27 protein-coding genes are annotated in these 24,177 nt (G+C 41.8%); 2 read left to right on the top strand and 25 right to left on the bottom strand.

The annotated features are described in order from the left end of the window. Nucleotides 1-20 precede the first annotated feature (20 nt). The 7 genes from rpmG to ybeY are packed head-to-tail and all read right to left on the bottom strand — an operon-like array spanning nt 21 to nt 4,623. Entirely contained in the window at nt 21-170 is a 150-nt protein-coding gene (gene rpmG / locus HMPREF3057_RS07340) for a 50S ribosomal protein L33 (protein WP_007519517.1), read from the bottom strand. Further along, nucleotides 170-1,369 carry a multidrug efflux MFS transporter PmrA gene (locus tag HMPREF3057_RS07335; RefSeq protein ID WP_049479715.1) on the bottom strand — a complete coding sequence of 400 codons (1,200 nt, stop codon included), beginning with the start codon at nt 1,367-1,369 and terminating at the stop codon, nt 170-172. The genes rpmG and HMPREF3057_RS07335 overlap by 1 nt, the downstream gene beginning before the upstream one ends. Further along, on the bottom strand, nt 1,356-1,961 hold the full coding sequence (gene coaE, locus HMPREF3057_RS07330; protein ID WP_049479716.1) for a dephospho-CoA kinase: 606 nt from the start codon (nt 1,959-1,961) through the stop codon (nt 1,356-1,358). The genes HMPREF3057_RS07335 and coaE overlap by 14 nt, the downstream gene beginning before the upstream one ends. Further along, on the bottom strand, nt 1,961-2,785 hold the full coding sequence (mutM, locus tag HMPREF3057_RS07325; protein ID WP_049479717.1) for a DNA-formamidopyrimidine glycosylase: 825 nt from the start codon (nt 2,783-2,785) through the stop codon (nt 1,961-1,963). The genes coaE and mutM overlap by 1 nt, the downstream gene beginning before the upstream one ends. Nucleotides 2,786-2,833: 48 nt before the next feature. Next, nucleotides 2,834-3,733 carry a GTPase Era gene (gene era, locus HMPREF3057_RS07320; protein ID WP_000143274.1) on the bottom strand — a complete coding sequence of 300 codons (900 nt, stop codon included), beginning with the start codon at nt 3,731-3,733 and terminating at the stop codon, nt 2,834-2,836. Nucleotides 3,734-3,749: 16 nt separating this feature from the next. Continuing rightward, a complete protein-coding gene (locus HMPREF3057_RS07315) occupies nt 3,750-4,145 on the bottom strand; it encodes a diacylglycerol kinase family protein (RefSeq protein ID WP_000378186.1) in 396 nt (131 codons plus the stop codon). Then, a complete protein-coding gene (gene ybeY / locus HMPREF3057_RS07310; protein ID WP_049479718.1) occupies nt 4,126-4,623 on the bottom strand; it encodes an rRNA maturation RNase YbeY in 498 nt (165 codons plus the stop codon). The genes HMPREF3057_RS07315 and ybeY overlap by 20 nt, the downstream gene beginning before the upstream one ends. 104 nt (nt 4,624-4,727) lie before the next feature. Between ybeY and pavA the strand changes: the two genes are divergently transcribed. Next, on the top strand, nt 4,728-6,383 hold the full coding sequence (gene pavA, locus HMPREF3057_RS07305) for an Rqc2 family fibronectin-binding protein PavA (protein ID WP_049479719.1): 1,656 nt from the start codon (nt 4,728-4,730) through the stop codon (nt 6,381-6,383). Nucleotides 6,384-6,415: 32 nt separating this feature from the next. Here pavA and deoD read toward each other — a convergent pair whose 3' ends face one another. From deoD to HMPREF3057_RS07265, 8 genes are all read right to left on the bottom strand, one after another. Continuing rightward, the gene (deoD, locus tag HMPREF3057_RS07300; protein ID WP_000022092.1) at nt 6,416-7,126 is read right to left on the bottom strand and encodes a purine-nucleoside phosphorylase; all 711 of its coding nucleotides are present in this window, start codon (nt 7,124-7,126) and stop codon (nt 6,416-6,418) included. A 353-nt stretch (nt 7,127-7,479) separates the two neighbouring features. After that, complete coding sequence (locus tag HMPREF3057_RS07295; RefSeq protein ID WP_000143350.1) at nt 7,480-8,289, bottom strand: purine-nucleoside phosphorylase; 810 nt, start codon at nt 8,287-8,289, stop codon at nt 7,480-7,482. Continuing rightward, nucleotides 8,286-8,846, bottom strand: coding sequence for a DUF1697 domain-containing protein (locus HMPREF3057_RS07290; RefSeq protein WP_070697058.1), 561 nt, complete (start codon nt 8,844-8,846; stop codon nt 8,286-8,288). Before HMPREF3057_RS07290 ends, HMPREF3057_RS07295 begins: the two co-directional genes overlap by 4 nt. Before the next feature lies 1 nt (nt 8,847). Then, on the bottom strand, nt 8,848-10,059 hold the full coding sequence (locus HMPREF3057_RS07285; RefSeq protein ID WP_049479720.1) for a phosphopentomutase: 1,212 nt from the start codon (nt 10,057-10,059) through the stop codon (nt 8,848-8,850). A 23-nt stretch (nt 10,060-10,082) separates the two neighbouring features. After that, entirely contained in the window at nt 10,083-10,766 is a 684-nt protein-coding gene (gene rpiA / locus HMPREF3057_RS07280; protein WP_049479721.1) for a ribose-5-phosphate isomerase RpiA, read from the bottom strand. Nucleotides 10,767-10,871: 105 nt separating this feature from the next. Continuing rightward, nucleotides 10,872-11,801, bottom strand: coding sequence for a peptidase U32 family protein (locus HMPREF3057_RS07275; protein WP_000411181.1), 930 nt, complete (start codon nt 11,799-11,801; stop codon nt 10,872-10,874). A gap of 125 nt (nt 11,802-11,926) precedes the next feature. Next, nucleotides 11,927-12,607: an ABC transporter ATP-binding protein gene (locus HMPREF3057_RS07270; RefSeq protein ID WP_070697056.1), complete on the bottom strand. Its 681-nt coding sequence runs from the start codon at nt 12,605-12,607 to the stop codon at nt 11,927-11,929. Nucleotides 12,608-12,620: 13 nt separating this feature from the next. Continuing rightward, complete coding sequence (locus tag HMPREF3057_RS07265) at nt 12,621-13,676, bottom strand: ABC transporter permease (protein WP_070697054.1); 1,056 nt, start codon at nt 13,674-13,676, stop codon at nt 12,621-12,623. A 383-nt stretch (nt 13,677-14,059) separates the two neighbouring features. Between HMPREF3057_RS07265 and HMPREF3057_RS07260 the strand changes: the two genes are divergently transcribed. After that, nucleotides 14,060-14,344: a DUF3270 domain-containing protein gene (locus HMPREF3057_RS07260; protein WP_001276159.1), complete on the top strand. Its 285-nt coding sequence runs from the start codon at nt 14,060-14,062 to the stop codon at nt 14,342-14,344. Nucleotides 14,345-14,408: 64 nt separating this feature from the next. Here HMPREF3057_RS07260 and HMPREF3057_RS07255 read toward each other — a convergent pair whose 3' ends face one another. The 10 genes from HMPREF3057_RS07255 to HMPREF3057_RS07210 all read right to left on the bottom strand — a co-directional run bounded on the left by HMPREF3057_RS07255 (nt 14,409) and on the right by HMPREF3057_RS07210 (nt 24,054). Next, nucleotides 14,409-15,746, bottom strand: coding sequence for a sensor histidine kinase (locus tag HMPREF3057_RS07255; protein WP_000482345.1), 1,338 nt, complete (start codon nt 15,744-15,746; stop codon nt 14,409-14,411). After that, complete coding sequence (gene ciaR / locus HMPREF3057_RS07250) at nt 15,736-16,410, bottom strand: two-component system response regulator CiaR (protein WP_000590630.1); 675 nt, start codon at nt 16,408-16,410, stop codon at nt 15,736-15,738. Before ciaR ends, HMPREF3057_RS07255 begins: the two co-directional genes overlap by 11 nt. A gap of 109 nt (nt 16,411-16,519) precedes the next feature. Next, nucleotides 16,520-19,066, bottom strand: a complete 2,547-nt coding sequence (locus HMPREF3057_RS07245) for a M1 family metallopeptidase (RefSeq protein WP_070697052.1) — start codon at nt 19,064-19,066, stop codon at nt 16,520-16,522. 120 nt (nt 19,067-19,186) lie between these two features. Further along, nucleotides 19,187-19,627: an ASCH domain-containing protein gene (locus HMPREF3057_RS07240; protein ID WP_070697050.1), complete on the bottom strand. Its 441-nt coding sequence runs from the start codon at nt 19,625-19,627 to the stop codon at nt 19,187-19,189. Continuing rightward, on the bottom strand, nt 19,624-20,472 hold the full coding sequence (locus HMPREF3057_RS07235; protein WP_070697048.1) for a putative PEP-binding protein: 849 nt from the start codon (nt 20,470-20,472) through the stop codon (nt 19,624-19,626). Before HMPREF3057_RS07235 ends, HMPREF3057_RS07240 begins: the two co-directional genes overlap by 4 nt. Beyond that, nucleotides 20,450-20,950: an NUDIX hydrolase gene (locus tag HMPREF3057_RS07230; protein WP_049479733.1), complete on the bottom strand. Its 501-nt coding sequence runs from the start codon at nt 20,948-20,950 to the stop codon at nt 20,450-20,452. Before HMPREF3057_RS07230 ends, HMPREF3057_RS07235 begins: the two co-directional genes overlap by 23 nt. A 10-nt stretch (nt 20,951-20,960) precedes the next feature. After that, nucleotides 20,961-21,659, bottom strand: coding sequence for a 3-oxoacyl-ACP reductase (locus HMPREF3057_RS07225; protein WP_049479735.1), 699 nt, complete (start codon nt 21,657-21,659; stop codon nt 20,961-20,963). Further along, complete coding sequence (locus HMPREF3057_RS07220) at nt 21,652-21,888, bottom strand: DUF2829 domain-containing protein (protein ID WP_049479736.1); 237 nt, start codon at nt 21,886-21,888, stop codon at nt 21,652-21,654. Before HMPREF3057_RS07220 ends, HMPREF3057_RS07225 begins: the two co-directional genes overlap by 8 nt. A 98-nt stretch (nt 21,889-21,986) precedes the next feature. After that, nucleotides 21,987-22,913 carry an aldo/keto reductase gene (locus HMPREF3057_RS07215; RefSeq protein WP_070697046.1) on the bottom strand — a complete coding sequence of 309 codons (927 nt, stop codon included), beginning with the start codon at nt 22,911-22,913 and terminating at the stop codon, nt 21,987-21,989. Between the two features lie 97 nt (nt 22,914-23,010). Continuing rightward, nucleotides 23,011-24,054, bottom strand: coding sequence for a DNA/RNA non-specific endonuclease (locus HMPREF3057_RS07210; RefSeq protein ID WP_070697044.1), 1,044 nt, complete (start codon nt 24,052-24,054; stop codon nt 23,011-23,013). Nucleotides 24,055-24,177: the final 123 nt, after the last annotated feature.

The following is a 24,177-nucleotide window of genomic DNA, read 5'->3' as shown; positions in this document are numbered from 1 at the left end:
CTATTATTTTACCATAAATTCTACTTAGATTCAAGATGTAAAGTTACTTTTCTTTCCTTTGGACAATATTTTAACACCTCAATCTTGTCTGGATGGGTTTTGGAGTTCTTACTGGTTAGATAATTCATGCTGCCACAAGAGGAGCACTTGAGATTGATTTTTACTCGCACTAGATTTCCTTTACTTTTAATAATGATCTAAATTGCACTAAGTTACATAAACAACTGAAAGCCACACAGGCTGCTGTCGCATAAAAGACAGCATGGTAGCCCAAATATCCTGCAACTGCGGATCCCGCCATAGGTCCAATCACTCCACCGAGATAAAAAAAGACTTGGTTGAAGGCGAAAATCCTTGAAATACCTGATTTTGGAGTCATTTTGCTAAGAAGGGCATTGACACCTGGTATGAGAGCTCCCGTTCCCAGACCAAAGAGAAAACGATACAAGCCAAGTTGAAGGGGGCTGGTTGCATGGGCACAAAGAAGGTAAATGATGACGGAATAAATCTGAGCCGCGACCAACAATCTATGATTCCCTACCTTATCGCCAAGTTTTCCTAGAATTCCAGCACTCATCATGCTAGAAAATCCCATGCTGGATACGATTAGTCCTGATACAAAGAGGAGATTCTCAGTCTGTCCTAAGTCCCGCACATAGAGAGCTAGAATGGGGCCAATTGATTGAGCTGAAAATTGAATGACAAAGCTCGTCAAAAATAGATTCACTAAAAGCCTAGGATACTTGAAAGAAGAAAATACTTCTTTCGTTGGGATAGTCTTCTCCTTAGCTACTGGCTGAAAATCTTCCTTGATAAAGAAAATGGTTAGGATTGCAGCTAAAAATAAGAAAGCGCCTACCAATAAAAAAACATTACGAATGCCAAAAATTTCAGCAATAAAGCCTCCAACAAAGGGGCCCGTCAGTGTTCCCGCAACTACACCTGTAGATAGAGTCCCCAGAGCCGCTCCCGACTTATCTTTAGGTACCTGACTAGCAATCAAGGCTGTTGCATTGGGAACGAATCCAGTAAATACACCATTGAGCAAGCGCAGAAAGAGTAGCCAATAGATATTTGGCACGAAGGCCAAACCTCCCATAGTGATGGTCATGGCAAGCCCAGCTCGAATCATCATGGGCTTTCGACCGTACTTGTCAGCAAGAATACCCCAGATAGGAGAAACTAGAGCTGCTGAAACAGCCGAAACTGAGATGGCTAATCCAGCATAAAAAGCAACTTGGTCTCCTTCAATTCCCAACTGCTCCACAAAGATAGGCATGAAAGGAACGATCAAGGAAATGCTGGCGCCCGTTAGAAAACTACCGAACCAGGCGACACGAAGATTCTCTTTCCAACTAATCTCTTGCACAGCTATCGCCTCCTTCAAGTAACTTCACTACTTGAGCCACAAGCTGATCACGACTGCCATTGTTATCTAATATATGACTTGCCAATTTTCTCTTTTCTGCTAAAGACCACTGGGCGGAAAGACGGGACTCTGCTACTTCCTTAGAAAGATGATCCCGTTTCATGAAACGTTCTACCTGAACATCTCGGTCCACATAGACCAGCCATGTTTCATCAAACCAGTTGGCATATCCCTGTTCAAAAAGTAGGGGAATATCCATGAAAAAGATAGCTTCTGTCTGAGCTAACTGATCTCGCAATGCTGCCAGTTCTTCACGAATGATCTCTCCTTGTGTTTTCTTAGACCATTCTCGCTCCTCAGGATTTGAAAAGATGAGACTAGCCAAGAGAGGGCGATTAAGTTCTCCATTTTCAAGGATAATTTCCTGTCCAAAGTGCTGAACTAAGACCTGATAAAGACGACCACCAGGTTTTTGTAGTTGGTGGACGACTGCGTCAGCATCGACCACTCGAAAGCCTTGCTCTCTTAGGAAATTTGTCACAGTTGACTTACCCGAGGCAATTCCTCCTGTGATTCCGATGATTTTTCCCATCAGTCCCTCCTTTGACACTGAGGACAAAAATGAGTTCCTCGTCCACCGAGCTGGAATTTCTCAATGAAGGTGCCACAGCGGGAACATGCTTGTCCAGTCTTATCATAGACCTGATGGAAGTCCTGCATGGTTCCGTCTTCCCCAAAGGCATTGGTATAGGTGCGAATGGTAGAGCCACCCTTTTCAACTGCCTGTCCTAAAACAGCAATGGTCTGGTCATGAATAGCTAACGCTTCTGCTGCTGTCAAAGTCTGGGAAGGTCTAGCTGGATGGACCTGCGCTCGCCAGAGGACCTCATCCACATAGATATTTCCAAGACCAGCGACCAAGGTTTGGTCTAGGAGGTGGGATTTGATAGGCTTTTTAGACTTGGCTAGAGCAGCTTGGAAGGACTGCAAATCAAAGTCCTGCTCTATTGGCTCAGGTCCTAATTTTTTAGAAACAAAGTAGGCGTCCAATAGGTCGGGGGCAAGCAGTTCCATGGTACCAAACTTGCGCACGTCCTCATATACAAGAGTGCTTCCATCCTCAAAATGAATCAAAACATGGGCATGCTTGCGTTCAGGAACCTGATCCGGATAGTAAAAATACTTGCCCTCCATCCGCAAATGGGAAATCAAGACCTTGTCTTTCAGGTAAAAAAGCAAATATTTCCCACGGCGTCCTATTGACTCAATTACTCGACCAGGCACTTCCTTTCGAAACTCGTCCAAATCTGTCTTGATCATCTTAGGATAACGAACCTCTACACTCGAAATCTTCTTTCCCAAAATCAATTTTTCTAAGCCACGACGAACGGTTTCAACCTCAGGTAATTCAGGCATAAATCCTCCTTCTGTAAAAACAAGAAGCAGGCATGAGCCCACCTCTACTTAGTATTCTTTCTCATTATAGCCAAAGTCAGCCAAATCTAGCTTTTTATCACGCCAGTTCTTCTTGACCTTGACCCAAGTTTCTAGGAAAACCTTATCCCCTAGCATGAGTTCGATATCACGACGGGCCATGGTCCCAATTTTCTTGAGCATGGCGCCACCTTTTCCGATGATGATACCCTTTTGGCTATCACGCTCAACCATAATAGTAGCTCGGATATGAACCTTGTCGGTCTCTTCATCACGCTTCATAGAGTCAACTACTACAGCAACTGAGTGAGGGATCTCTTCACGAGTTAAATGAAGAACTTTCTCACGAATCATCTCTGAAACCAAGAAACGCTCAGGATGATCTGTGATTTGATCAGCTGGGAAATACTGGAAACCTTCCTCAAGATTTTCACTGAGAATGTCAATTAGACGAGAAACGTTATTTCCTTGAAGAGCTGAGATCGGAACAATTTCCTTAAAGTCCATCTGGTTACGGAAGTCATCAATCTGAGCCAAAAGCTGGTCTGGATGAACCTTGTCAATCTTATTCACCACCAGAATCACAGGAACCTTGGCAGCTTTCAGACGCTCGATAATCATATCGTCGCCCTTACCACGTGGCTCATCAGCTGGCACCATGAAGAGAACAGTATCCACTTCACGAAGGGTGCTGTAGGCAGATTCCACCATAAAATCACCAAGAGCCGTCTTAGGCTTGTGAATCCCCGGAGTGTCGATAAAGACGATTTGCTCCTTATCTGTGGTGTAAATCCCCATGATTTTATTGCGCGTTGTTTGCGCCTTATCACTCATGATAGCAATCTTTTGCCCCATGACGTGATTCAAAAAGGTTGACTTCCCAACATTGGGACGCCCTAAAATGGCTACAAAGCCTGATTTAAATGTCATAATTTCCTCTTACTGTTTAAAATAATAAATCCCAAATGCGTGGGAGAAAGATAAGTGCACCTGTCACTGCAGCAAAAAGAGAGACCACCAGCACGGCTCCTGCCGCCATGTCCTTGGCTTTCTTTGCCAACATAGAAAAGTGATAGTGACTGGCTAAATCCACCACATTTTCAATAGCAGAGTTAATAATCTCAAAGGCCACTACCAAGAAAATGCTCATTAGGAGAAAGAGCCATTCGATTCGTGACACCTGAAAAACAAAACCTGCAAGGATAACCACAAGGGCTGTCACTGCATGTTTTCGCATATTGCGTTCTTCCTTGATGGCAGTCAGAATTCCTGTAAGAGCAAATTCTAAACTAGATACCAGGTCACGATTTTTCCATTTTCGTTTATTGTCTTGTGAGTCCATAGGCTGTTAAAATTTCTTCTTGTAAACCGAACATCTCCGTTTCTTCTTCCGGAGTGTAGTGATCGTAGCCGTTGATATGTAAAAAGCCGTGTACTGCCAAGAAGCCCATCTCACGCTCAAAGCTGTGACCGTATTCCTCAGCTTGCTCATGCGCTTTATCGATAGAGATGAAAAGTTCCCCAATGTAGGCATCAAACTCAGACATCATTTCTGCTAATTCAGGATTATCAAGCAGATCTTCTTCATCAAAGGCAATGTCCAACTCTGGCTTATACTCAAGGCTGATGACATCTGTCGGACGATCCGTATCACGGTACTCGAGATTGAGTTCATGGCTACGCTCATTGGTCACAAAAGTAACTGCCATCTCCTTGTCTTCTTTTCCTATTTTTTGGGCTGCAAATTCCAAAATTTCTTGGGTTTGTTGCAAGATTTCTTGTGAAACTTGGCCAGTTTCATCTACCATTTCAATATACATGTACTTCTCGATTCTCTTTACTTGGCTTTATTATACCACATTTCCATGATTTTATTCTACCTTTTTGATATAATACTATGGAATACAATCACAAGGAGAGAACGATGTCATTTGACGGATTTTTTTTACACCACATGGTTGAGGAATTACGAAGCGAGTTGGTCAATGGTCGCATTCAGAAAATCAATCAGCCTTTTGAACAAGAATTGGTCTTGCAAATCCGCAGCAATCGCCAAAGCCATCGTCTGCTCCTCTCTGCTCATCCCGTTTTTGGTCGCATCCAGCTGACCCAAACGACCTTTGAAAATCCAGCCCAACCTTCCACTTTTATCATGGTTTTGAGAAAGTATTTGCAGGGTGCCCTGATTGAGTCAATTGAGCAAATCGAAAATGACCGTATTGTGGAAATCACGGTTTCCAATAAAAACGAGATTGGAGACCATATTCAGGCGACTCTCATTATCGAAATCATGGGTAAACACAGCAATATTCTCCTCGTGGATAAAAGTAGCCATAAAATCCTCGAAGTCATCAAACACGTCGGCTTTTCACAAAATAGCTACCGCACCTTACTTCCAGGATCGACCTATATCGCTCCGCCAAGTACCGAGTCTCTCAATCCTTTTACTATCAAGGATGAAAAGCTCTTTGAAATCCTACAAACCCAAGAACTAACAGCAAAAAATCTTCAAAGCCTCTTTCAAGGTTTAGGACGCGATACAGCAAATGAATTGGAAAACATTCTTGTCAGTGATAAACTGTCTACTTTCCGTAACTTTTTCAATCAAAAAACCAAGCCATGCTTAACAGAGACTTCCTTCAGTCCAGTTCCTTTTGCGAATCAGGTGGGAGAGTCTTTTACCAGTCTTTCGGATCTCTTAGATACCTATTATAAGGATAAAGCTGAGCGCGACCGCGTCAAACAGCAAGCCAGTGAGCTCATTCGTCGTGTTGAAAATGAACTTCAGAAAAATCGACATAAGCTTAAAAAACAAGAAAAAGAGTTACTAGCGACAGACAATGCTGAGGAATTTCGCCAAAAAGGGGAATTGTTGACAACCTTCCTTCATCAAGCACCTAATGACCAAGACCAGGTTATCCTAGACAACTACTACACCAATCAGCCTATCACCATTGCGCTTGATAAGGCCTTGACTCCCAGCCAGAATGCTCAACGCTATTTTAAGCGTTACCAGAAACTCAAAGAAGCTGTCAAATACCTGACTGATCTGATTGAGGAAACCAAGGCAACCATTCTTTATCTAGAAAGTGTGGAGACTGTGCTCAACCAAGCTGGACTAGAAGAAATCGCTGAAATACGTGAAGAATTGATTCAAACTGGCTTCATCAGAAGACGCCAACGCGAGAAAATTCAGAAACGCAAAAAACCAGAACAGTATCTGGCGAGCGATGGCAAAACCATTATCTATGTCGGTCGAAACAACCTTCAAAATGAGGAATTGACCTTTAAAATGGCCCGCAAGGAGGAACTCTGGTTCCATGCCAAGGACATTCCTGGAAGTCATGTCGTCATCTCAGGAAATCTCAATCCTTCTGACGAAGTCAAGACAGATGCAGCCGAACTAGCTGCCTACTTCTCCAAAGGGCGTTTGTCAAATCTCGTGCAAGTGGATATGATTGAAGTCAAGAAACTCAACAAACCAACAGGAGGAAAACCCGGATTTGTAACCTACACAGGACAAAAGACCCTCCGTGTCACACCAGATCCAGAAAAAATCGCATCTATGAAAAAATCCTGATTCCACTTGAAATCAGGATTTTCGTTTACAATTTACTCTGCAATCAAGGTTTCCAAACCAACCTTCATCATATCGGTGAAGGTATTTTGGCGTTCTTCTGCCGTAGTGTCTTCATCTGGATTGACCAAGCTATCAGAAATGGTCATGATAGCAAGTGCATCGACGTGGTGTTGGGCAGCAAGATAGTAAAGAGCTGCTGCTTCCATTTCCACAGCCTTGACTCCCCATTTACCAAGCTCGATGTTCTTTTTAAAGTAGTTTGAGTAAAAGACATCTGATGACAAAACGTTCCCAACGTGGGTGGTCATACCTAGTTCTTTGGCGATATGGTAGGCCTTGTCTAGCAAGTCAAAACTAGCGATTTGTGGGAAATCATACTGTGGCCAGTCGTTGCGGATGATGTTTGAGTTGGTTGCAGCTGCTTGCGCCAAAACCAATTCACGGACATGAACATCCTCGTTTAACGAACCCGCAGTTCCCACACGGATCAATTTCTTTACACCGTAGTCCACAATCAACTCACGCGCATAAATCGAAATGGATGGCATCCCCATCCCAGTTCCCATGACCGATACACGGTGACCCTTGTAAGTACCAGTGTAACCAAACATGTTACGCACTTCGTTAAAACAAACAGCATCTTCAAGGAAGTTTTCCGCAATAAATTTCGCACGAAGAGGATCCCCAGGAAGAAGAATTTTATCAGCAATTTCACCCTGCTGAGCAGCAATATGGATAGACATAGTTTATGATACAAAGAGCGAGAAGAAAACGACTGAAAATTAGGAATTTGACGAGAAATCCTGATTTCTCAGTCAGATTATCTATTTTCCGAGTTTTCCGCTAGTGTTCAAATTAGAACACTTCGCTCTACCTTTCTTTTTGTATATTTAGGATAGCTACAGAGAACAAAGGAAAAATAGGAAACTGACGACACATCGCAGATGTTAGACAGTTTATCTTTTTTACACAGTTCTCCGCCCGTATTCAGTTCAACAAATACGGTTTACCCATCCTTTCTTTTATTGTTATGAAAGATTTTCCGCTCGTGTTCAAATCAGAACACTTCACTCTACCTTTCTATGATAAGTATTCATTACAATTCAGCAAGAATCGCTTTCAGCAAGCCTTTAAAGTCGCCTTTGACACGTTCGGTTACTTCTACAACTTCTTCGTGGTTGAGTTCTTCTTGGAAACCAGCCGCAAAGTTAGTAATACATGAAATACCGAGAACTTTCAAGCCAGAGTGGGCTGCCACGATTACTTCAGGAACCGTAGACATACCAACGGCATCTGCTCCCAGTGTCTTATAGGCACGAATCTCTGCTGGTGTTTCATAAGTCGGACCAGTCACACCAATATAGACACCTTCATCAAGCTTGATACCAAGTTTTTTAGCCACTTCATGGGCAGTAGCGCGGTATTCTGGTGTGTAGGCCTTAGACATATCAGGGAAACGTGGACCAAAGTCATCCAAATTTTCACCCATCAATGGATTTTGACCCGTCATGTTGATATGGTCTGAGATAGCCATCAAGGTACCAGGACCAAATCCAATACCTCCAGCTGCGTTGGTTACAATGACACCTTCGCATCCGAGAACTTTCATCACACGTACTGGGAAAGTCACGACTTCCAGAGGATTTCCTTCGTAGAAATGGAAACGACCTTGAAGAGCCAAGACCTTACGACCTGCAAGTTCTCCATATACCAATTTACCAGCGTGACCGACTACTGTCGAACGACCCCAGTTTGGAATATCTGCATAGTCTACTACAACTGGATTTTCGATTTCTTCCGCCAATTCTCCAAGTCCTGATCCAAGGATTAGACCGAACTCAGGCGCTAGTATTCCCTTGTCTTTCAGGAAAGCAGCTGTTTCCTTGATCTTATCTAAAAATGTCATTGTGTGTCTCCTTTTTTATTTTTTAGCATTTGACCAATTTTGTCAAAGGTTTTTGCATTGCGAATAGTAATGTTGCGATAGAAAGGCATCTTGAGCAAGTGCTTATGATAGGCAGTTGCATAGTAGGATTTTTCAGAGATCTTCCCCCAGAAAATCCCAAGTTTTCCAAAATGAACCACTTCATCTTTCAGTTCCAAACTTTCAACTTTCTCAATGACTTGAGCAACATCCAAGCTCTCCGTGTAGAAGAGCACATCCTTTCGTGCCAAATCTTTGGTCCACCATTCAGGTAGATTTTCAATTTCTGCTTCAAAGTCCTCAAGACTCAGCAAGGAAAAGCTCTGAATAAATGGATAATGGACTTCAAAGAATGCCTCTAACTTTTCAACCAATTGGGCTTTGGCATCTGTCGAAGTAAAGAAAATATTGCCACTGTTGATGTAGGTATCAACTTTTTCCACTCCCAACTCTGTCAATTCTTGACGAAGTTGCGACATAACAACCTTATTTTTCCCACCGACATTAATGCCCCTTACCAGTAAAGCATAGTGTGTCATCTTATACCAATTTATCTAAGAAACTTTCCCCAATCATGGCAGTTTCAACACCAAAGTTATCCGCAACTGTCGCTGAGATATCTGCAAAATGTCCAACTGGAATGACACCATTTCCCTTAAAGCTAGGGCTGTAAGCTAAAAGTGGGATATATTCACGAGTGTGGTCTGTTCCTGCATAGGTTGGGTCATTTCCATGGTCAGCAGTAATCAAGAGAAGGTCATCCTCTCTCATGGCAGCGATAATTTCAGGCAAGCGTTCATCAAACTCATGCAAGCAATCACGGTAACCATGAGCATTGCGACGGTGGCCGTAAAGGGCATCAAAGTCAACTAAGTTTGTGAAGGAGAATCCTTTTTCAAATTCAGCAAGTCCCATGGTCTTCAATAATGTATCAATTCCGTGGCTGTTTGACTTGTTGTGGCCCATGTCATGATTGATACCAGCTCCGTTAAAGATATCGTTGATTTTACCAACAGCGTAAGTATCGATACCTGCTTCGTTCAATTTATCCAAAACAGTTGGTGCAAATGGAGATACGGCCAAGTCACGACGATTTGCCGTACGAGTGAAGTTACCTGGTTCACCAACATATGGACGGGCAATGATACGACCTAGAAGGGCTGGGCGCTCAAGGGTAATCGAACGAGCGTATTCACAAATACGATAAAGTTCATCTAAAGGAATGATATCTTCGTGGGCAGCAATCTGCAAAACTGGGTCAGCTGAAGTATAGATAATCAACTCCCCAGTTTCCATTTGACGTGGCCCAAAATCGTCAATAACAGCTGTACCTGAGTACGGTTTGTTGGCTTCACGAATGACCTTGCGTCCTGAAAATTCTTCGATCTTTGTCAAGATTTCTTCTGGGAATCCGTTCCAGAAAGTATCGAAAGGCTCGGTAATGTTGAGTCCCATGATTTCCCAGTGACCAGTCATTGTATCCTTACCAAGGGAAACTTCTTCCAATTTTGTTGCATATCCTGTTGGATTGCTTTCAGCTGGTACAGTCTTTAGAGGAGTTTCGCGAGGAATATTTCCTAGACCGATTTTAGCCATGTTTGGCACATTCAAACCAACTGTTTTGGAAATGTGTCCTAGTGTGTCAGAAGCTCCATCTGGAACCCCTGCATTGACAAAGTTATTGGCATCTGGTGCAGCACCGATTCCCACAGAATCCAGTACCACCAAGTGAATACGATTAAATTTTGACATAGTCTGTCTCCTTATTATGTTGATTAGTTTGCTTTTGTTGAAGTTAAAATCTGAACACCATCTCGTCCCGCTACGATGACCTTATCCACCATTTGGTTGAACAAGCCGTGCTCTACGACACCAACGACATGGTCCAATTCTTGCCCGAAAGCAATTGGATCTTCAATGACATCCAAGGCTAGATCAATGATAAAGTTCTGCATATCGGTCACAAAACGTTGGCCGTCTTTTTCACGGAAACTTGGTTTGTAGCCAGCTCGCTTAAACCGACGAAAGACCTGTTCTGCACCATACTGAACCACTTCTACAGGCAATTTAAAAGCACCTAGTTTCTCTACCAGTTTGCTTTCATCTACCACCCAAATGTATTCTTTTGAGGGCGTTGCGACAACCTTCTCCATCAGAAGGGCACCACCACCGCCTTTGATTCCGTTAAACTGGCTATCTACTTCATCCGCCCCATCAACCGTCACATCGACAAAGTCTACTTGATCAATCGACTTGAGAGGGATGTTAAGACCTTCAGCCTGTTTACTGGTCACACTGGAAGTCGTTACAGCAGTAATCTGCAAACCTTCTTCCTTAATCCGACGACCGATTTCTTCTACGAAATAGTAAGCAGTTGATCCAGTACCGAGTCCAACAACCATACCATCCTTGACAAACTCAGCAGCCTTGATACCTGCTATCTTTTTCAGATTCTCCACTTAAACACCTCCATTAAAGAGCTATTTTTATTATAACATGTATCCGTTTTTATTTCATGGATACACTGGAAAAACCCGAACATTTTTATTTCGGGTTTTGGTGTCCTATTTAACCATATCAGGATCGTAATCATAGAATCCTGTATCGAGGAAACGGTTTTTAGGGTGTAACTTGCGCACTTCCTCATCTAACAAGAAGGCTTGGTCATGGCTAAAGTTGCCCTCTTGGATCAAGCCACGTGCTTGGATAAAGAGTTTAGCAATTTCTACAAAATTCTGACCAGGTGTGTAGAGCCCCTCTAGCTTCCAGTGAGTAAAACCATGCTCCACCAATTCTGTCAATTTGGTCATCAAATCAAGGTCGTTATTTGCAAAAATGTGGGTCCCATGATTGTCTTCAAAGATAGAGTAATGGCTCTCAGGGTCACTCGGTTCTGCTAAGAAGAGGTCACGTTTACGTGTCTTTTCATCATCGATGTGCGTGAAGTTATAGTAGTTTTGCAAGAGCGGACGCTTAGAATGATGAATGACACTAGCTCCATAAACCAATACTTCAGCAGGAATTTCCAAAATCTCTGGCATCTTGAAGAGTTCAGCAGATGGAATTTCACGCGCCAAAACAGCCTCAGAGGCGCCTGCCTTTTGACCCCAGAAGTTAATCTGACGACTGCTTGTCACCATGGTTGAAGCATCGTAGATGGTCTTAAAGGAATAGCCATCACGGTTGACCACATAAAAGACACCTGCATCTCCTACTGTAATATAGTCTGTCTTGATTTCTTCCAAGAAGTCTAGGAAAGGCTTGATACGGTCCATCATATCTTGGTGCATGAGGGCATTAACCGCAACAATCAATTCCTTGCCTGCTTCATGAACCAGCTTAGCGATGGTGCGTAACTCTTCATAGCTAAAGGTTGTTGGCAGACGAAGTCCAAAATCTTTCTCACCAACATAGATACGGTCTACGCCGGCTTCGAGTAACTGTTCAACTTGTTCAATACTTTCAGCAGTTGCTGTAATGATAATCTTTTCCATAAGAAAAATTATACCACATTTCTCAAAAATCAGCTATGGGTACTGGGAGTTTCACAAAAAGTTAAACTTGTTTCTATCTTTTCCAATCAAAAAAGTGAACAGTAACTTGTACCATTCACTCTATTTTATGCATGTGTTTCTTCAACTAGGTGGCCATCGTTCATGACATAAATACGATCAACCTTATCAAGAAGGCGAGTATCATGCGTAATCATAACAACTCCTCTGCCTTGTTCATGGGCAATGGCAGCCAGCATCTCCGTTACTTGGTAAGCACGCTCGGTGTCTAGACTGGCTGTCGGCTCATCTGCAAGCACAATGCTCGGATTGTTATAGAGCGCTCTAGCAATCGCGGCACGTTGACGTTCGCCACCTGATAGAGCCTTGGGATACTGTTCTTTTACTTTTTCCAAATCCAACAGGTCAAAGAGCTCTTTTCGGTCACTTTTGCTATTTTTTCCCTTATCTAGTCTGTCTATCAAATCCAGCTGTTCCTTGACCGTTAGAAAAGGAATTAGGTTTGAAGCCTGAAGAATGAAACTAAACTCTCTAAAACGGAGGTCTGTTTTCTCCTTCTCCGTCAAACTGCCTGTTTCCTTCCCCTTTACTAGAATCTTTCCACTCGAAGCTTCCTGTAGTTGTCCTAGAGTTGTTAGAAAGGTTGTCTTGCCAGAGCCAGAAGGCCCAACAATAGCTACGAACTCTCCTGCATTTAGCTGAAAATTTGTCTCATGCAGGGCAACGACTTTCATCTTTCCTTCCCCGTAGGTTTTTGTCACTTGAGTCATTTCTATCAATGCTGTCATACTATACTCCTTATCACTCTGCAATCGCAGTAATCGGGTCCACCTTTAGCAAGCGTGGTAGTGAAATGACACCACCTAGAAGGGCCATCAAGCAAATTACCAAACTTAGGACCGAGTAGGCTATCCAACTTGGATAGAAAAAGAAGGTAGCTGGTAAGACTAAAATCACTCCTCCGATTGCCAGCAAGGCTAAAGCAATCCCCATACCAGCTAGGAGGAAGATTTGACAGAATAGAGACCATACAATGGTTTTGATCTGTATTCCCTGAGCTCGCATTATTCCATAAAGTCCTAGTTTTTGGATAGTAATGATATAAACAAAAATCCCCACAATCAAGCCTGTGATGACAATCATAGCAAGAATCATTCCTGAAAATACATTAACCTGAGGTGTGTAACCAGGAATTTTCGAAATCATTTTTGGAATGGAAATCTGTTTCAGTCCATCGCCAGACACTTCTATGTCATTTTTCAAAACTAAGGCAGAGATGGAACGATTGGCTTTCAAGGTTCCTTGTAAGGTCCAATAAGTTGTCAGACTCGTAAAGACAACAGGCTCGGTGAAAAACTTATTTCCTTGAGTCAGGCCTACGATCTTGTAACTTGTCTCACTTCCATTGAGCTGAATGGCATCACCTAGCTTCATCCCATAGTTCTCAAAAGACTGATCCACGACAACCTCATCATCTCTTTCAGGATAACGACCCTCCGTCAAACTAGGAGAGATAAAAGAGTCCCAGTTTTGAGCAAAGATGGAAACGTTAATCTTTTCACTACCATCGACTAGATTGGTCACAGCGAACATATAGCCCAATGGAGCAGCCTCTTCAGAACTCTTTTCCTTGTAGTCTTTTTCAGGAATAAAAGATGCCGTCAAATTATCATTTGCGTAGTCGGATAAAACGACACCCGTCGCTTGCCAATTATCAATAGCGGCCCGGTTGTTTCGCACAAGACCAAGAGCTAGACTGGTCATAAAAAAGACCATAAAAGCGATAAGAAAAATGGTCGTTAAGATCAAACTATATCGAAGTTTGTTTCGTAATATCTCTTTGATAGCAAGATACATGCTTATCTCCTTTTACTTTTCCCAGAGGTAGCAAGAATGCCACCCAGACCAATAGACAGAATCTCTGTCTTATCATCCATTCAAAACAACTCCTATCAATACTCTTCAAAAGTATCCAGGTAGCAACTCAACAAATCATCTTAGGAAAAGCCTCAGCTTACTATCAATTTATATAAGTTATCCTTTTCTTTCTCAGTATATTTATAAAAGAGAAGGTCATGTCATCTGTTTTAAGTGTAACATCCATGCTACCATTTTCCCTTGTAGGTGTCAAGAGAGCGACTTAGAGGATGATAAGAGACTTTAGTAGTTTTGTAACAATCCTGTAATAATTCTCTGCATAAAAAATGATAAAATAGTTATGTACTGTTAAGGAGAGAATCATGTCCGCAAGAAAACTAGAAGCTTATGAGTTTGAACAAGCTCCCGAATCAAAACAAACTCCGCTTTACCAAGATTACACACCTGAAGCCCCAGTCGGCCCTAACCTAAAAGAGATTTTATTTTTTGTAAATATCGCTTGTTTCTGTATTTTTATGGCACTTTTTAGTTTTATCTTTTTAGCTATAAAATTAAATACAGCTTTATCCTTTGTCGCTGCAATGGGTCTTAGTTTCGCCCTTTTACAACTTCAACGAAAGATAATGAAACGAAAATTTTCGAAATAAAGGTTGGTACTACTACCAACCTCTTTTCTAGTTATCAAAAAAGACAGTTCTCTAACTGTCTTTTTTATTTATTCTTACGTTTTGAAGGAGATTGAATAGCGATCTTAACTTCAAAAATTGTTCCTCTAGGTTTGTTATCTTTTACGCTAATCGTTCCTCGTAAGGCATCTACGATTTGCTTGGCCAAGGATAGTCCAAGACCAAAGCCACCTTTCTGACGAGTTCTTGCCTTGTCTACACGATAAAAACGGTCAAAGATTTTCTTCTTGTCAGCAGCTGAGATTCCAATTCCGTTATCCGTTACTGTTAGATAGAGGTGACGATCTGTAGCATGGACTATAAACTCAATTTTCCCATCTTCTTCAGTATACTTGATGGCATTGTCAAATAAGATGGTCATGAGCTGTTTTAGGAGCAACTGATCGGTCATAAAGGGACGATAAATCCGATTTTCATACTCAAAAATACGATCATTTTCAGAAGCAATCAACTCATAGTTAGCAAAGGTCGTCTTAAAGAACTGTGGTGATACTTCTGCTATTTCTGGTTTAATTCCATCATCGCGACGTGCAAGGTTGAGAAGATTGGTCGTGAGGAAGCGCATGTTGCGAACTTCTTCAAGACTGGAAGCGATACTTTCGCTGGATTCCATAATCGTTGCCTCTGGTTTTCGAAAGAGATTTTCTAAACGATTTTGTAAAACGGCCAAAGGCGTTCTCAGTTCGTGACTCGCATTTTCAACAAAGGACTTCTGCTTTTGCATACTTTCCAGCAAGGGTTTGACACTGACACGTGCCAGATAAACACTGGCAATTAAAGACAGGAGCCAGAAACTAGCCATGACTACAACAATTAAATGCTCGTGGTTTTGGCTGATTTGCTCGAGCTGGCTGGTATTGATTAAAACCGCAGCATATTTGACGTTACTTGAGACGGAAGATGAGTTGGTTTCCATCAAAATCATCCGATAGGTTTCTTCCTGACCATAGCTATTGACAACTTGGATTTGGCGAATGTGATTCAACTCCTTTTTGTCCAGCTTGATCTTGTCCAAACCTAAAAAGCGATTGCCCAGTAAGAGCTGATTAAAATCCTTGTCAAAGAGCAAGACTTCCGTATTGGAGCTGACATTGGGCTTGATTTCAGCCTTGTTGGCATCCGCTGTTGCTGGTTGAATATCCTTAACCTCTTCAGTTGCCCGATTCAGGGCTAACTGGATAACCGCTTGGGGACTGCTACTAAGGGCTTGGAGTTTTTCATCTACAGAAGTGTAGAGACTCGAGTGCATGACCTGGAGGATAATCAAGGTCATAGCAGAGAAGATCAGGGTGAACACTCCAAAGTTTCGAATGAAATAGCTGAAATCATCCGCATACCATGTTTTTTTTAGTTTATTGAACATCTTTTAAAATATACCCGACACTACGCAAGGTTTGAAGATTTTCAGCAAAGGCTGTTCCCTTCAATTTCTTACGAACTTTTGAGACATAGACTTCTACAACGGAAATCGTCGTATCGCTATCAAATCCCCATAGACGGTCAAAAATTTGCGTCTTAGGAAGAATAACATTTTGATTTTGAAGGAAGTAAACCAATAATTCAAACTCTTTTCCGAGTAGTTCCACAGGAGTGTCTTCCACCTTCACTTCATTCGTTGAAAGGTTGACGACAATATCTCCATAGGTCAAGGTGTTTTCGTTAAACTTACCTGAACGTTTGAGAAGGGCTTGGATTCGCATTTTGAGTTCTTCAAGGTAGAAAGGTTTGGTGAGGTAGTCATCCGCTCCAAGCTCAAAACCGTGTCCCTTGTCATCCAAACTCTCTTTGGCAGTCATGATAAGGACTGGTGTCGTGATTCCTTTTTCACGCAATTCTTTCAAGACTTGGAACCCATTTTTTTCCGGCAACATCAGGTCAAGCAAAATCAAGTCATAAACGCCACTTTCAGCTTCGTAGAGACCTTCTTCTCCATCAAAGACCTGCATGACATCTGCAAAATCATCCAAAAAGTCAAATACTGAGTTTGACAGACCCAGGTCATCTTCTACTAATAAGATTTTTATCATCAGAAACTCCTCCTTGTTATGATTATTATACCAAAATTGCCTTAAAAAAAACTCAACTCTCTCTTCTTTTCAGATAGAAAGTTGAGTTTTTGTTTACATTTTGAACGAATTAAGCCTTGCCATATTGGGCTACAACAGCTTCGACTGCTGCTTTCTCACGCTTAATCAAGTCAACACGCGCTGCGATATCCTTGATCCCCATGCGGATATTACGGCTAAGAGCTAGGTCAGAAAGTTGCGGTTCAAAGAATTCCTTATACTCAGCCAAGCGTTCTTCTGTTTTAAAGATGTGTGATGGGAAGATGACAAAGCTATCAAAGCTCATATCCCCACCAAGAGCTGCCTTGATCCAATCCCAGTTTTCACGCGCCCATACCCAAACAGTTTCTTGAGTTGTTTGGTGTCCGAGGAATTGGAGGTACCATGAAGAAAGGTCTTGTGGTTTCACCACAAATTTGTCCTTCCATGAACGAATCAAGGTTTGGATATTGTCAGCATCTGTACTGTAGGCTAGAGCAGCTGCCAACTGGCGTTTGAAGACCGCATCCGTCGCATGAGTGTAGAGGTCCAGATAAGTTGCGACCAAGTCCTTGGTCTCATAGTGTTTCATTTCATTGATAAGAACTTGTGCACGGATGGCTGCTGGAAGTCCTGCAAGGTTCTCCTTGTGAGCTGCAAAGATTTGGCTAGCGACTTGACTAGCTTCTGCATCATTGGAGCGAATCATCATAGAAACGGCCAACTGACGAACCAATTCATCCTCATCTGATTCTCCGTCTTTGGCTTCAAAGCCAAGACGGTCATAGTTATGACGAGCCAATTTAGCAACCAGACTGTTAAAGGCTTTCTCAGCTTCTGTACCTTCATCGATAAAGCGCTCAAGGGCAGAAATCACTTGAGAAACAGCTGAAACCACCAGATAAGACTCTTCCTTAGCAAGTTTATCAAGGACTGGAAGCAAGTCTGCATAAGAAATGTGCCCTGCTTCAGCCAACAAACGACGTTCTTGAACGATTTGCAGTTTGCTTGTGTTATCAAGTGTCTCTAACTCAGCAAGAACAGCATCTAACAAGTCTCCTTGATAGTCTGTAATGTAGTGGGCAGTATTTTCAGTATTGAGGCGAAGTGCTCCTTTGTTTTCAGCAAGAAGAGCGGCATAGTCAGGGATTTCGATACTTTCAGTTTCAAGTGTGTCTGGCAAACCTTTCCAGTTGCTGTTGAGTGGCACTACCCAGAGGCGGTTCTTGTCTTCGTGCTCACCGATAAAGAATTGTTTTTGCGAAATCTTCAAGACGTCATTTTCAACTTTGACAGTGAGAACTGGATAACCAGGTTGTTCCAACCAAGAATCCATGAAGGCTGCGACATCACGTCCTGATGCTTGACCAAGAGCATCCCAAAGGTGACGACCAATGGTGTTGCTGTATTGGTGTTTTTCAAAGTAAGCGTGCAAACCCTTAGCAAAATCAGCATCACCTAGCCAACGGCGAAGCATGTGCATAAGACGGCTTCCTTTGGCATAAACGATAGCGCCATCAAAGAGCGTGTTGATTTCATCTGGGTGTTTGACTTCGACGTGGACAGACTGAACCCCATCAGTCGCATCACGTTTAAGCGCCGCTGGAACTCCACCTGTTTGGAAGTCTTCAAAGATGTTCCAACTTGGCTCGATGGCATCCACACAGACGTATTCCATCATGTTAGCGAAGCTTTCATTAAGCCAAAGGTCATCCCACCATTTCATAGTCACGAGGTTACCAAACCATTGGTGAGCCAACTCATGTGCCACAACAAGGGCAACTTGTTGACGGCTAGCAAAGGTTGAGTTCTCATCCACAACCAAGTAAACTTCACGGTAAGTCACAAGACCCCAGTTTTCCATTGCACCTGCTGAGAAGTCAGGAAGGGCGATGTGGAGCGATTGAGGAATTGGATACTTAACTCCGTAGTAATCTTCGTAAAACTCGATTGAGCGAACGGCGATGTCCAGTGAGAAATCAAGGTTTGATAGGGGGTGGGCTTTGGTTGAGTAGACACCAACGAGAGTACCATTTTTAGTTTTAGCAGTAACCCCTTGCAAATCACCAGCTACAAAGGCTAACAAGTAAGAAGACATGCGAGGTGTTGTCTCAAACTTCCAGACGCCTGTTTCCTTACGGTCTTCCACATCAATTTCTGGCATGTTTGACAGGGCCACTTCACCTTCCGCTTGGTCAAAACGTAGAGCGAGGTCAAAAGTTGCTTTGGCTTCAGGCTCGTCCACACATGGGAAGGCTTCACGCGCAAAATGGCTTTCAAACTGAGTAGACAGGACTTCCTTCTTGACACCATCAACTGTGTAATAAGAAGGGTAAATCCCTGTCATGTTGTCTGTGATTTTTCCTGAAAAAGCGATGACCAATTCAACTTGACCAGTCTCAGCCAATTCGATATGAAGGGCTTCATTGTCATGGTCAACTGTAAACGGACGAGCTTGACCCGCAACTTCTACAAAAGCGATTTCCAAATCTTTTTGGTGAAGGGAAATACGGTCAGTCTTGGCTTGACCAGTGATGGTCACCTTCCCAGAAAAGGTCTTGGTCTCACGACTCAAGTCTAAAAATAAATCATAGTGTTCAGGAACAAATTGCGTAATAAAATGTTCAACTGCTTGCATAGTTTTCTCCTATTCTAAGTTTAAGAGTTTTACTCTTCTTCAAACAAACTTATTATATCATGTTTTGCTTTAGAAAAAAGGATTGGACGGTAATTTCCAAAACTTTCTTCCTTCTGCAGTCTAGAGTGGGTAGACCTTGCGAAATTCTTCCAAAACAACCTTGCTGTCAGGTGTAAAAGTCAGTCCTGCCTCTCTCAGCCACTCGGCGAAACAGTCCTCATGAACCTGACGCCAATAGGCTAAAGATTTGTCTCCCTCACCTTCCTTATAGGCATGGTCAGCAGAAACTTGATGAAAGGGCTGAACGGAAACCTTAGTAATTTCGACAATGCAGACAGCTCGATCTTGGCTATCTAAAATGATGTCAAAGGTTCCTTCTCGTGGAAGAGGTTCGTCTTCTATTGCATAGAGGTCGTAGGCTGAGGCAGTTGCTGTCTTTTCGACTTTTAAAACCAAATCTGCCAAGAGATCTGCTTCCACTCCAAAAGCCCAGGCATCTATCTCATCTCCGATAGAGGGGTTGATTTGCTTGTAGTCATTCCACATTTCTTGCGGTGTCATGGGTTGCTCCTTTGTAATTTTTTACTTACTTCTTTTATACGTTTGAGGTGGTCTGGATGATCAATCTCTAAATTAAAAATCTCTGGAATAGAACTGTAGTGGATAATACACTTGATACCCATCTGATTCATTTTTTGTATGAAAGAAGTATTCAGATAGCCTGCTACAGCAAAGTCAATCTTTTTTATCCTTGCTTTATCCTGCATATCTCTTAGCATATCTAACATTATTGGACTTTCCATATCATGCCATTGACTGTTTCTCACAGTCGCAAAAACAAAAGAAGTCAAATCATTCATTCCAACTATAATCTTTGAAATACCAGTTTCCAGTATCCTGTCCAAGTCAAAATAAGCTGACGGTAATTCAATCATTGTGCCGACTTTTCCAGTAAAACCATGCTCACGCAATACTCTAATAGCTTGTTTTAACTGCTCAGCATCATTGATAAAAGGAAAAATAACAGACAGATTGGGATTTGTTTGATAAACTTCTGTAACGACATGTGCTTCAGCCTGAAATTCATCAGGACACGCCAGCAAGCGCCTAGTTCCTCTATAACCAAACAAGGGATGATTTTCATCAAAATGCTCTTTAGTCCCCTCTAAACAATTAGCTTCTGTATTTGTTAACTCTGAAAAACGATACCAAACCTCTTCATCTGAGTACAAGGAGCAAATGGTATCTAGATAATCTTTTACAAATTGTTGACAACTTGCTAATAGGATATTTTGATTGAGCTCTCTCAGTAAGTATTCTCCACGAATCATACCGACGTGGTGCAATAACTGAGGATAAACTTTTTCAACAATTTGTTCGCCACTAAGGACAAGTTGGTTTCTCATCATTCACCTTCCAATTCATATACAAGGTCTTGTCCAGCTCTGGAAATCCTAATAATTCAGACTTAATCTTCAAGACTAATGGTGATGCATTTTCTTCTGTGATTTTCTGAATATCCATCCAAACATATCCGAGTGAATCATTCGCACCATCAGAGACAGCTTCCGAAATAGTAACTTGAGCTTCCTTCTCGTTGACCTCAATATCATAAAATGCCATGATATGGTGAACCACACAATTTTTTAACTCTTCCCTGACGAAAATATCGTAGATTCGAGGATTGGAGTAGCTTCTAACAGTAAATCCTGTCTCTTCCATAACTTCTCTAATCAGCGTTTCCGTCAGTCCTTCACCAAGTTGCTGACTACCACCGGGTAGATCATAACGATGTTGATAAGGGCCTCTCGTTTTTTCAATGCAGAGTAACTTCCTATTTTCAAAGCAAACAGCATAGACTCCAAAGTGTTTTTTGATTTCCATCCAACTCCTCCTACTTCAAAGACCAGCCACCATCAATAGTCAGGATTTGTCCTTGCATGGCGCTCGCTTTTCCACTTGCTAAGAAAAGGCTAATCACTGCTACTTCCTCTGGCTCAATCCAGCGTTTGATGGGCGTTTCACTAGCCACCCAGTCAGCTAAGCCACCTGGTTCAAAGTCGGCAGCGGTCATAGCTGTCTTGACTGCCCCTGGAGCAATCCCAAAGACCTGAATACCATCCTCAGCATAGTCTAGAGCCAACTGCTTGGTAAAGCCAGCTAAGGCGTGCTTAGACGAGGTATAGGCGTGACCACCTCCGCCAGCTAGACTTGAAGCAATCGAACACATATTGATGATAATTCCTTTTTTATTTTCCAGCATTTGCGTCAAATAATAACGAGTCAACTCAACAGGAGTCATATAGTTGATTTCAAAAATCTCTTGAATTTCCTGGGCTGATTGTTCCAAAAGTGGTTTGAAATCATCCAAAACTCCAGCAGTATTGCACAAGACATCCACCTGAGGACACCAGTCAAAAATTGGCTCCAAGTCCAAGGTCAAATCTCTCTGTAAAAAGTGAAAATCACGCTCTAAGAGTGGATTTTCACCTTGGTCAACTCCATAAACTTGATAGCCATTCTCTAAAAAGAGTCGTGCTTGAGCCAGACCAATCCCTGAACTTACTCCCGTCATCAATACACGTCTAGTCATGGACTTCTACCCAGTCCGTCGCCAAAACATCACAAGGTGTCGGGCTCCACATGGAAAAACCTTCTCCCTCCCCAGACACGTTGATTAGGAAATAGGGCGTCACTTCAAGTGCAATCCCGTTTTGCTCGATAGTATCAAAAAGTTGAACATAGTTTTCAGCCCCTCCCCAGCCAGTACGAACATATTTTTTCTTAGCCTTTAACCCAGGCAAAATTTCTTCAAATGTCATAGTTTTCTCCTTTTATATCGATAAATCTTCACTTCATTATAACAAAAAACCGCTTTAAAACGGCTTTTTGATTGTGATTTATTCAAATCTGCTTCTACCTAGGGCAAATCATTCCCTGCAGCAAGATAAATTTCATACCATTCTTTTCTTGTTAAGCTAAAGTTTGTTGCTTGGCTAGCTTCTATCAAATGCTTTGGATTTGTTGTACCTACGACTGCCTGAATTTTAGCTGGATAACGCAATATCCAAGAAATTGCAATAGTTGAAGGAGTTACTCCATATTTAAAAGCTAAACGATCAAGTACTTGATTCAAAGCTTGAAATTTCTCATTTCCAACAAAATTCCCTTTAAAATACCCGAATTGTAAGACAGACCATGCTTGAATGACCACATCGTGCAATTTGCAATATTCAAAAATGCTACCATCTCGCATAGTTGCTTGACTATCTTCCATATTAACATGAAAACCAGATTCGAATCCTGGAGTAAAAGCCGCACTCAATTGTAGCTGATTAACAGCTAACGGCTGCTTGACATCTTTTTTAAGCAACTCCATCATCATAGGATTTTGATTAGAAACTCCAAAATCTCGAACCTTACCTTGTTTATAAAGGAGATCAAAGGCTTCTGCTACTTGGTCAGCTTCCATCAGAGCATCTGGTCGATGTAGAAGCAAGCTATCTAGATGATCAATCTTCAATCTTTGCAAAATACCATCTACTGATTCTAAAATATAGTCTTTTGAAAAATCAAAATAGGTAAATTCTTCAATGCGAATTCCACATTTTGACTGAATCCACATCTCTTCTCTTAAATCTGGACGATTTTTTAGGACAAGACCTAACAGTTCTTCACAACGACCACAACCATATATATCAGCCAAGTCGAAGGCATTGATTCCAACAGAAAGTGCTGTTTCCACAAGCTCTTCAACTTCTTTTACAGACTTATCTTCTATTCTCATCAATCCGAGAACAATTTCTGATAATTCTTTGTCAGCTTGACCAAGAGTTATGTATCTCATCAAATTTTTCTCCTTTAATTTCTACCGTTCTTCCCTTCATTATAACAAAAAAACCGCTTTAAAACGGCTTTTTGACTGTATATCTACTAAAATCTTCCTACCACTGCAATCCCGCTTCTCTAATTTCTTTCTTGGAAGCAAATTTACCATTTGGTCTGTGCCATCTTCCGTTTCTATCCCTAAAGTAGCCGCCTGAATTTGTTGATTGCGAGTTTGATTCCTGACTTTCTTCCTTTTCTTGTGCAGCCTGACGTACTTTTTCTTCTTCTTCCTCTTTCGCTTTCTTTTCAGCTGCTTCTTTTTCCTCAACCTCTTTCTTGGCTTTTTCCTCAGCTTCCTTCTTAGCCTTTTCTTCAGCTTCTTTCTTAGCTTTTTCTTCTCCGTTTTCAACTGTATTTTTAGCAGTACCATCCAAATAATTGATTTCCGCATTAGCTGAAACATTGTCTAGAATAACATGCGTCACAGAATACTGATCAACCTTTTCCTTACTACCACCCAGCTTGATCTCCAAGAGTTTGCCGTTTTCATCAATTCCCACATACTGCAACTCAATCTGTCTTGGAATCAATTCGTCCTTTTGATAAATCGGGGTCACCTTGTAGTCAAGATAGTAGTTTGGGTGATTGGCCAACCAAGAGTCCAACCGATTTTCATAATAAAGCATGCTTTCTTGATTAGTATTATCTGTTCCATAATATGTTCCAGCATTGAGCCAGTTAGTCATCGGAACCAAGTTTTTCTTTTCATCGTTTAATCCGCTAAACTGGTACCCAATCAAATGACCACGATTCATCAACCAAGCCTTTTTAGAGCCATCTCCATAATAAAAATTATAGTTGTGCCAACCAACCGGGTTATAACTTATCTTAGGCTCTCTCTTTTCAGTTGGCTCGTCGCTATCCTTGAGTTGAATATGAGCACCCGTCGCGCGTGATTTGGAATCCAACTCTCCAAGTTCTAGTTGTTTCTCATTTTTAAAAGGCAAGAGTCCAGCTTCTTTAAACAACTTTTCATCGAACTTAGCTTGCTTCTGTTCGACTTTTTCTTCTGGAACTGCTTGTTCTACCTTATGACCAGAACAAGCAACAAGTGTTGTTACTGAAAGTAAAGCAAGTGAAAGGGATAGCAACTTTTTCATAATAGACTCCTTTGTTTTGTATAATAACTATACTAATGCTTGCTTCTACATTTTACTATCATTTTGCTAATTATTCAAGAATAAAGAAGCTGTTATTATACTATTTTTCTCACGGTGTCCAAA

It is taken from the genome of Streptococcus sp. HMSC072D05 (assembly GCF_001815805.1).
Lineage (GTDB): Bacteria > Bacillota > Bacilli > Lactobacillales > Streptococcaceae > Streptococcus.
The sequence above is the reverse complement of the archived record's forward strand: the minus strand, read 5'-3'. Positions and strand labels throughout refer to the sequence as shown.

What these genes read in the sequence shown, in the direction of transcription:
- coaE (WP_049479716.1), bottom strand. Translation starts at nt 1,961, where the DNA reads ATGGGAAAAATCATCGGAATCACAGGAGGAATTGCCTCGGGTAAGTCA.
- mutM (WP_049479717.1), bottom strand. Translation starts at nt 2,785, where the DNA reads ATGCCTGAATTACCTGAGGTTGAAACCGTTCGTCGTGGCTTAGAAAAA.
- era (WP_000143274.1), bottom strand. Translation starts at nt 3,733, where the DNA reads ATGACATTTAAATCAGGCTTTGTAGCCATTTTAGGGCGTCCCAATGTT.
- HMPREF3057_RS07315 (WP_000378186.1), bottom strand. Translation starts at nt 4,145, where the DNA reads ATGGACTCACAAGACAATAAACGAAAATGGAAAAATCGTGACCTGGTA.
- ybeY (WP_049479718.1), bottom strand. Translation starts at nt 4,623, where the DNA reads ATGTATATTGAAATGGTAGATGAAACTGGCCAAGTTTCACAAGAAATC.
- pavA (WP_049479719.1), top strand. Translation starts at nt 4,728, where the DNA reads ATGTCATTTGACGGATTTTTTTTACACCACATGGTTGAGGAATTACGA.
- deoD (WP_000022092.1), bottom strand. Translation starts at nt 7,126, where the DNA reads ATGTCTATCCATATTGCTGCTCAGCAGGGTGAAATTGCTGATAAAATT.
- HMPREF3057_RS07295 (WP_000143350.1), bottom strand. Translation starts at nt 8,289, where the DNA reads ATGACATTTTTAGATAAGATCAAGGAAACAGCTGCTTTCCTGAAAGAC.
- HMPREF3057_RS07290 (WP_070697058.1), bottom strand. Translation starts at nt 8,846, where the DNA reads ATGACACACTATGCTTTACTGGTAAGGGGCATTAATGTCGGTGGGAAA.
- HMPREF3057_RS07285 (WP_049479720.1), bottom strand. Translation starts at nt 10,059, where the DNA reads ATGTCAAAATTTAATCGTATTCACTTGGTGGTACTGGATTCTGTGGGA.
- HMPREF3057_RS07275 (WP_000411181.1), bottom strand. Translation starts at nt 11,801, where the DNA reads ATGGAAAAGATTATCATTACAGCAACTGCTGAAAGTATTGAACAAGTT.
- HMPREF3057_RS07270 (WP_070697056.1), bottom strand. Translation starts at nt 12,607, where the DNA reads ATGACAGCATTGATAGAAATGACTCAAGTGACAAAAACCTACGGGGAA.
- HMPREF3057_RS07265 (WP_070697054.1), bottom strand. Translation starts at nt 13,676, where the DNA reads ATGTATCTTGCTATCAAAGAGATATTACGAAACAAACTTCGATATAGT.
- HMPREF3057_RS07260 (WP_001276159.1), top strand. Translation starts at nt 14,060, where the DNA reads ATGTCCGCAAGAAAACTAGAAGCTTATGAGTTTGAACAAGCTCCCGAA.
- HMPREF3057_RS07255 (WP_000482345.1), bottom strand. Translation starts at nt 15,746, where the DNA reads ATGTTCAATAAACTAAAAAAAACATGGTATGCGGATGATTTCAGCTAT.
- ciaR (WP_000590630.1), bottom strand. Translation starts at nt 16,410, where the DNA reads ATGATAAAAATCTTATTAGTAGAAGATGACCTGGGTCTGTCAAACTCA.
- HMPREF3057_RS07245 (WP_070697052.1), bottom strand. Translation starts at nt 19,066, where the DNA reads ATGCAAGCAGTTGAACATTTTATTACGCAATTTGTTCCTGAACACTAT.
- HMPREF3057_RS07240 (WP_070697050.1), bottom strand. Translation starts at nt 19,627, where the DNA reads ATGACACCGCAAGAAATGTGGAATGACTACAAGCAAATCAACCCCTCT.
- HMPREF3057_RS07235 (WP_070697048.1), bottom strand. Translation starts at nt 20,472, where the DNA reads ATGAGAAACCAACTTGTCCTTAGTGGCGAACAAATTGTTGAAAAAGTT.
- HMPREF3057_RS07230 (WP_049479733.1), bottom strand. Translation starts at nt 20,950, where the DNA reads ATGGAAATCAAAAAACACTTTGGAGTCTATGCTGTTTGCTTTGAAAAT.
- HMPREF3057_RS07225 (WP_049479735.1), bottom strand. Translation starts at nt 21,659, where the DNA reads ATGACTAGACGTGTATTGATGACGGGAGTAAGTTCAGGGATTGGTCTG.
- HMPREF3057_RS07220 (WP_049479736.1), bottom strand. Translation starts at nt 21,888, where the DNA reads ATGACATTTGAAGAAATTTTGCCTGGGTTAAAGGCTAAGAAAAAATAT.
- HMPREF3057_RS07215 (WP_070697046.1), bottom strand. Translation starts at nt 22,913, where the DNA reads ATGAGATACATAACTCTTGGTCAAGCTGACAAAGAATTATCAGAAATT.
- HMPREF3057_RS07210 (WP_070697044.1), bottom strand. Translation starts at nt 24,054, where the DNA reads ATGAAAAAGTTGCTATCCCTTTCACTTGCTTTACTTTCAGTAACAACA.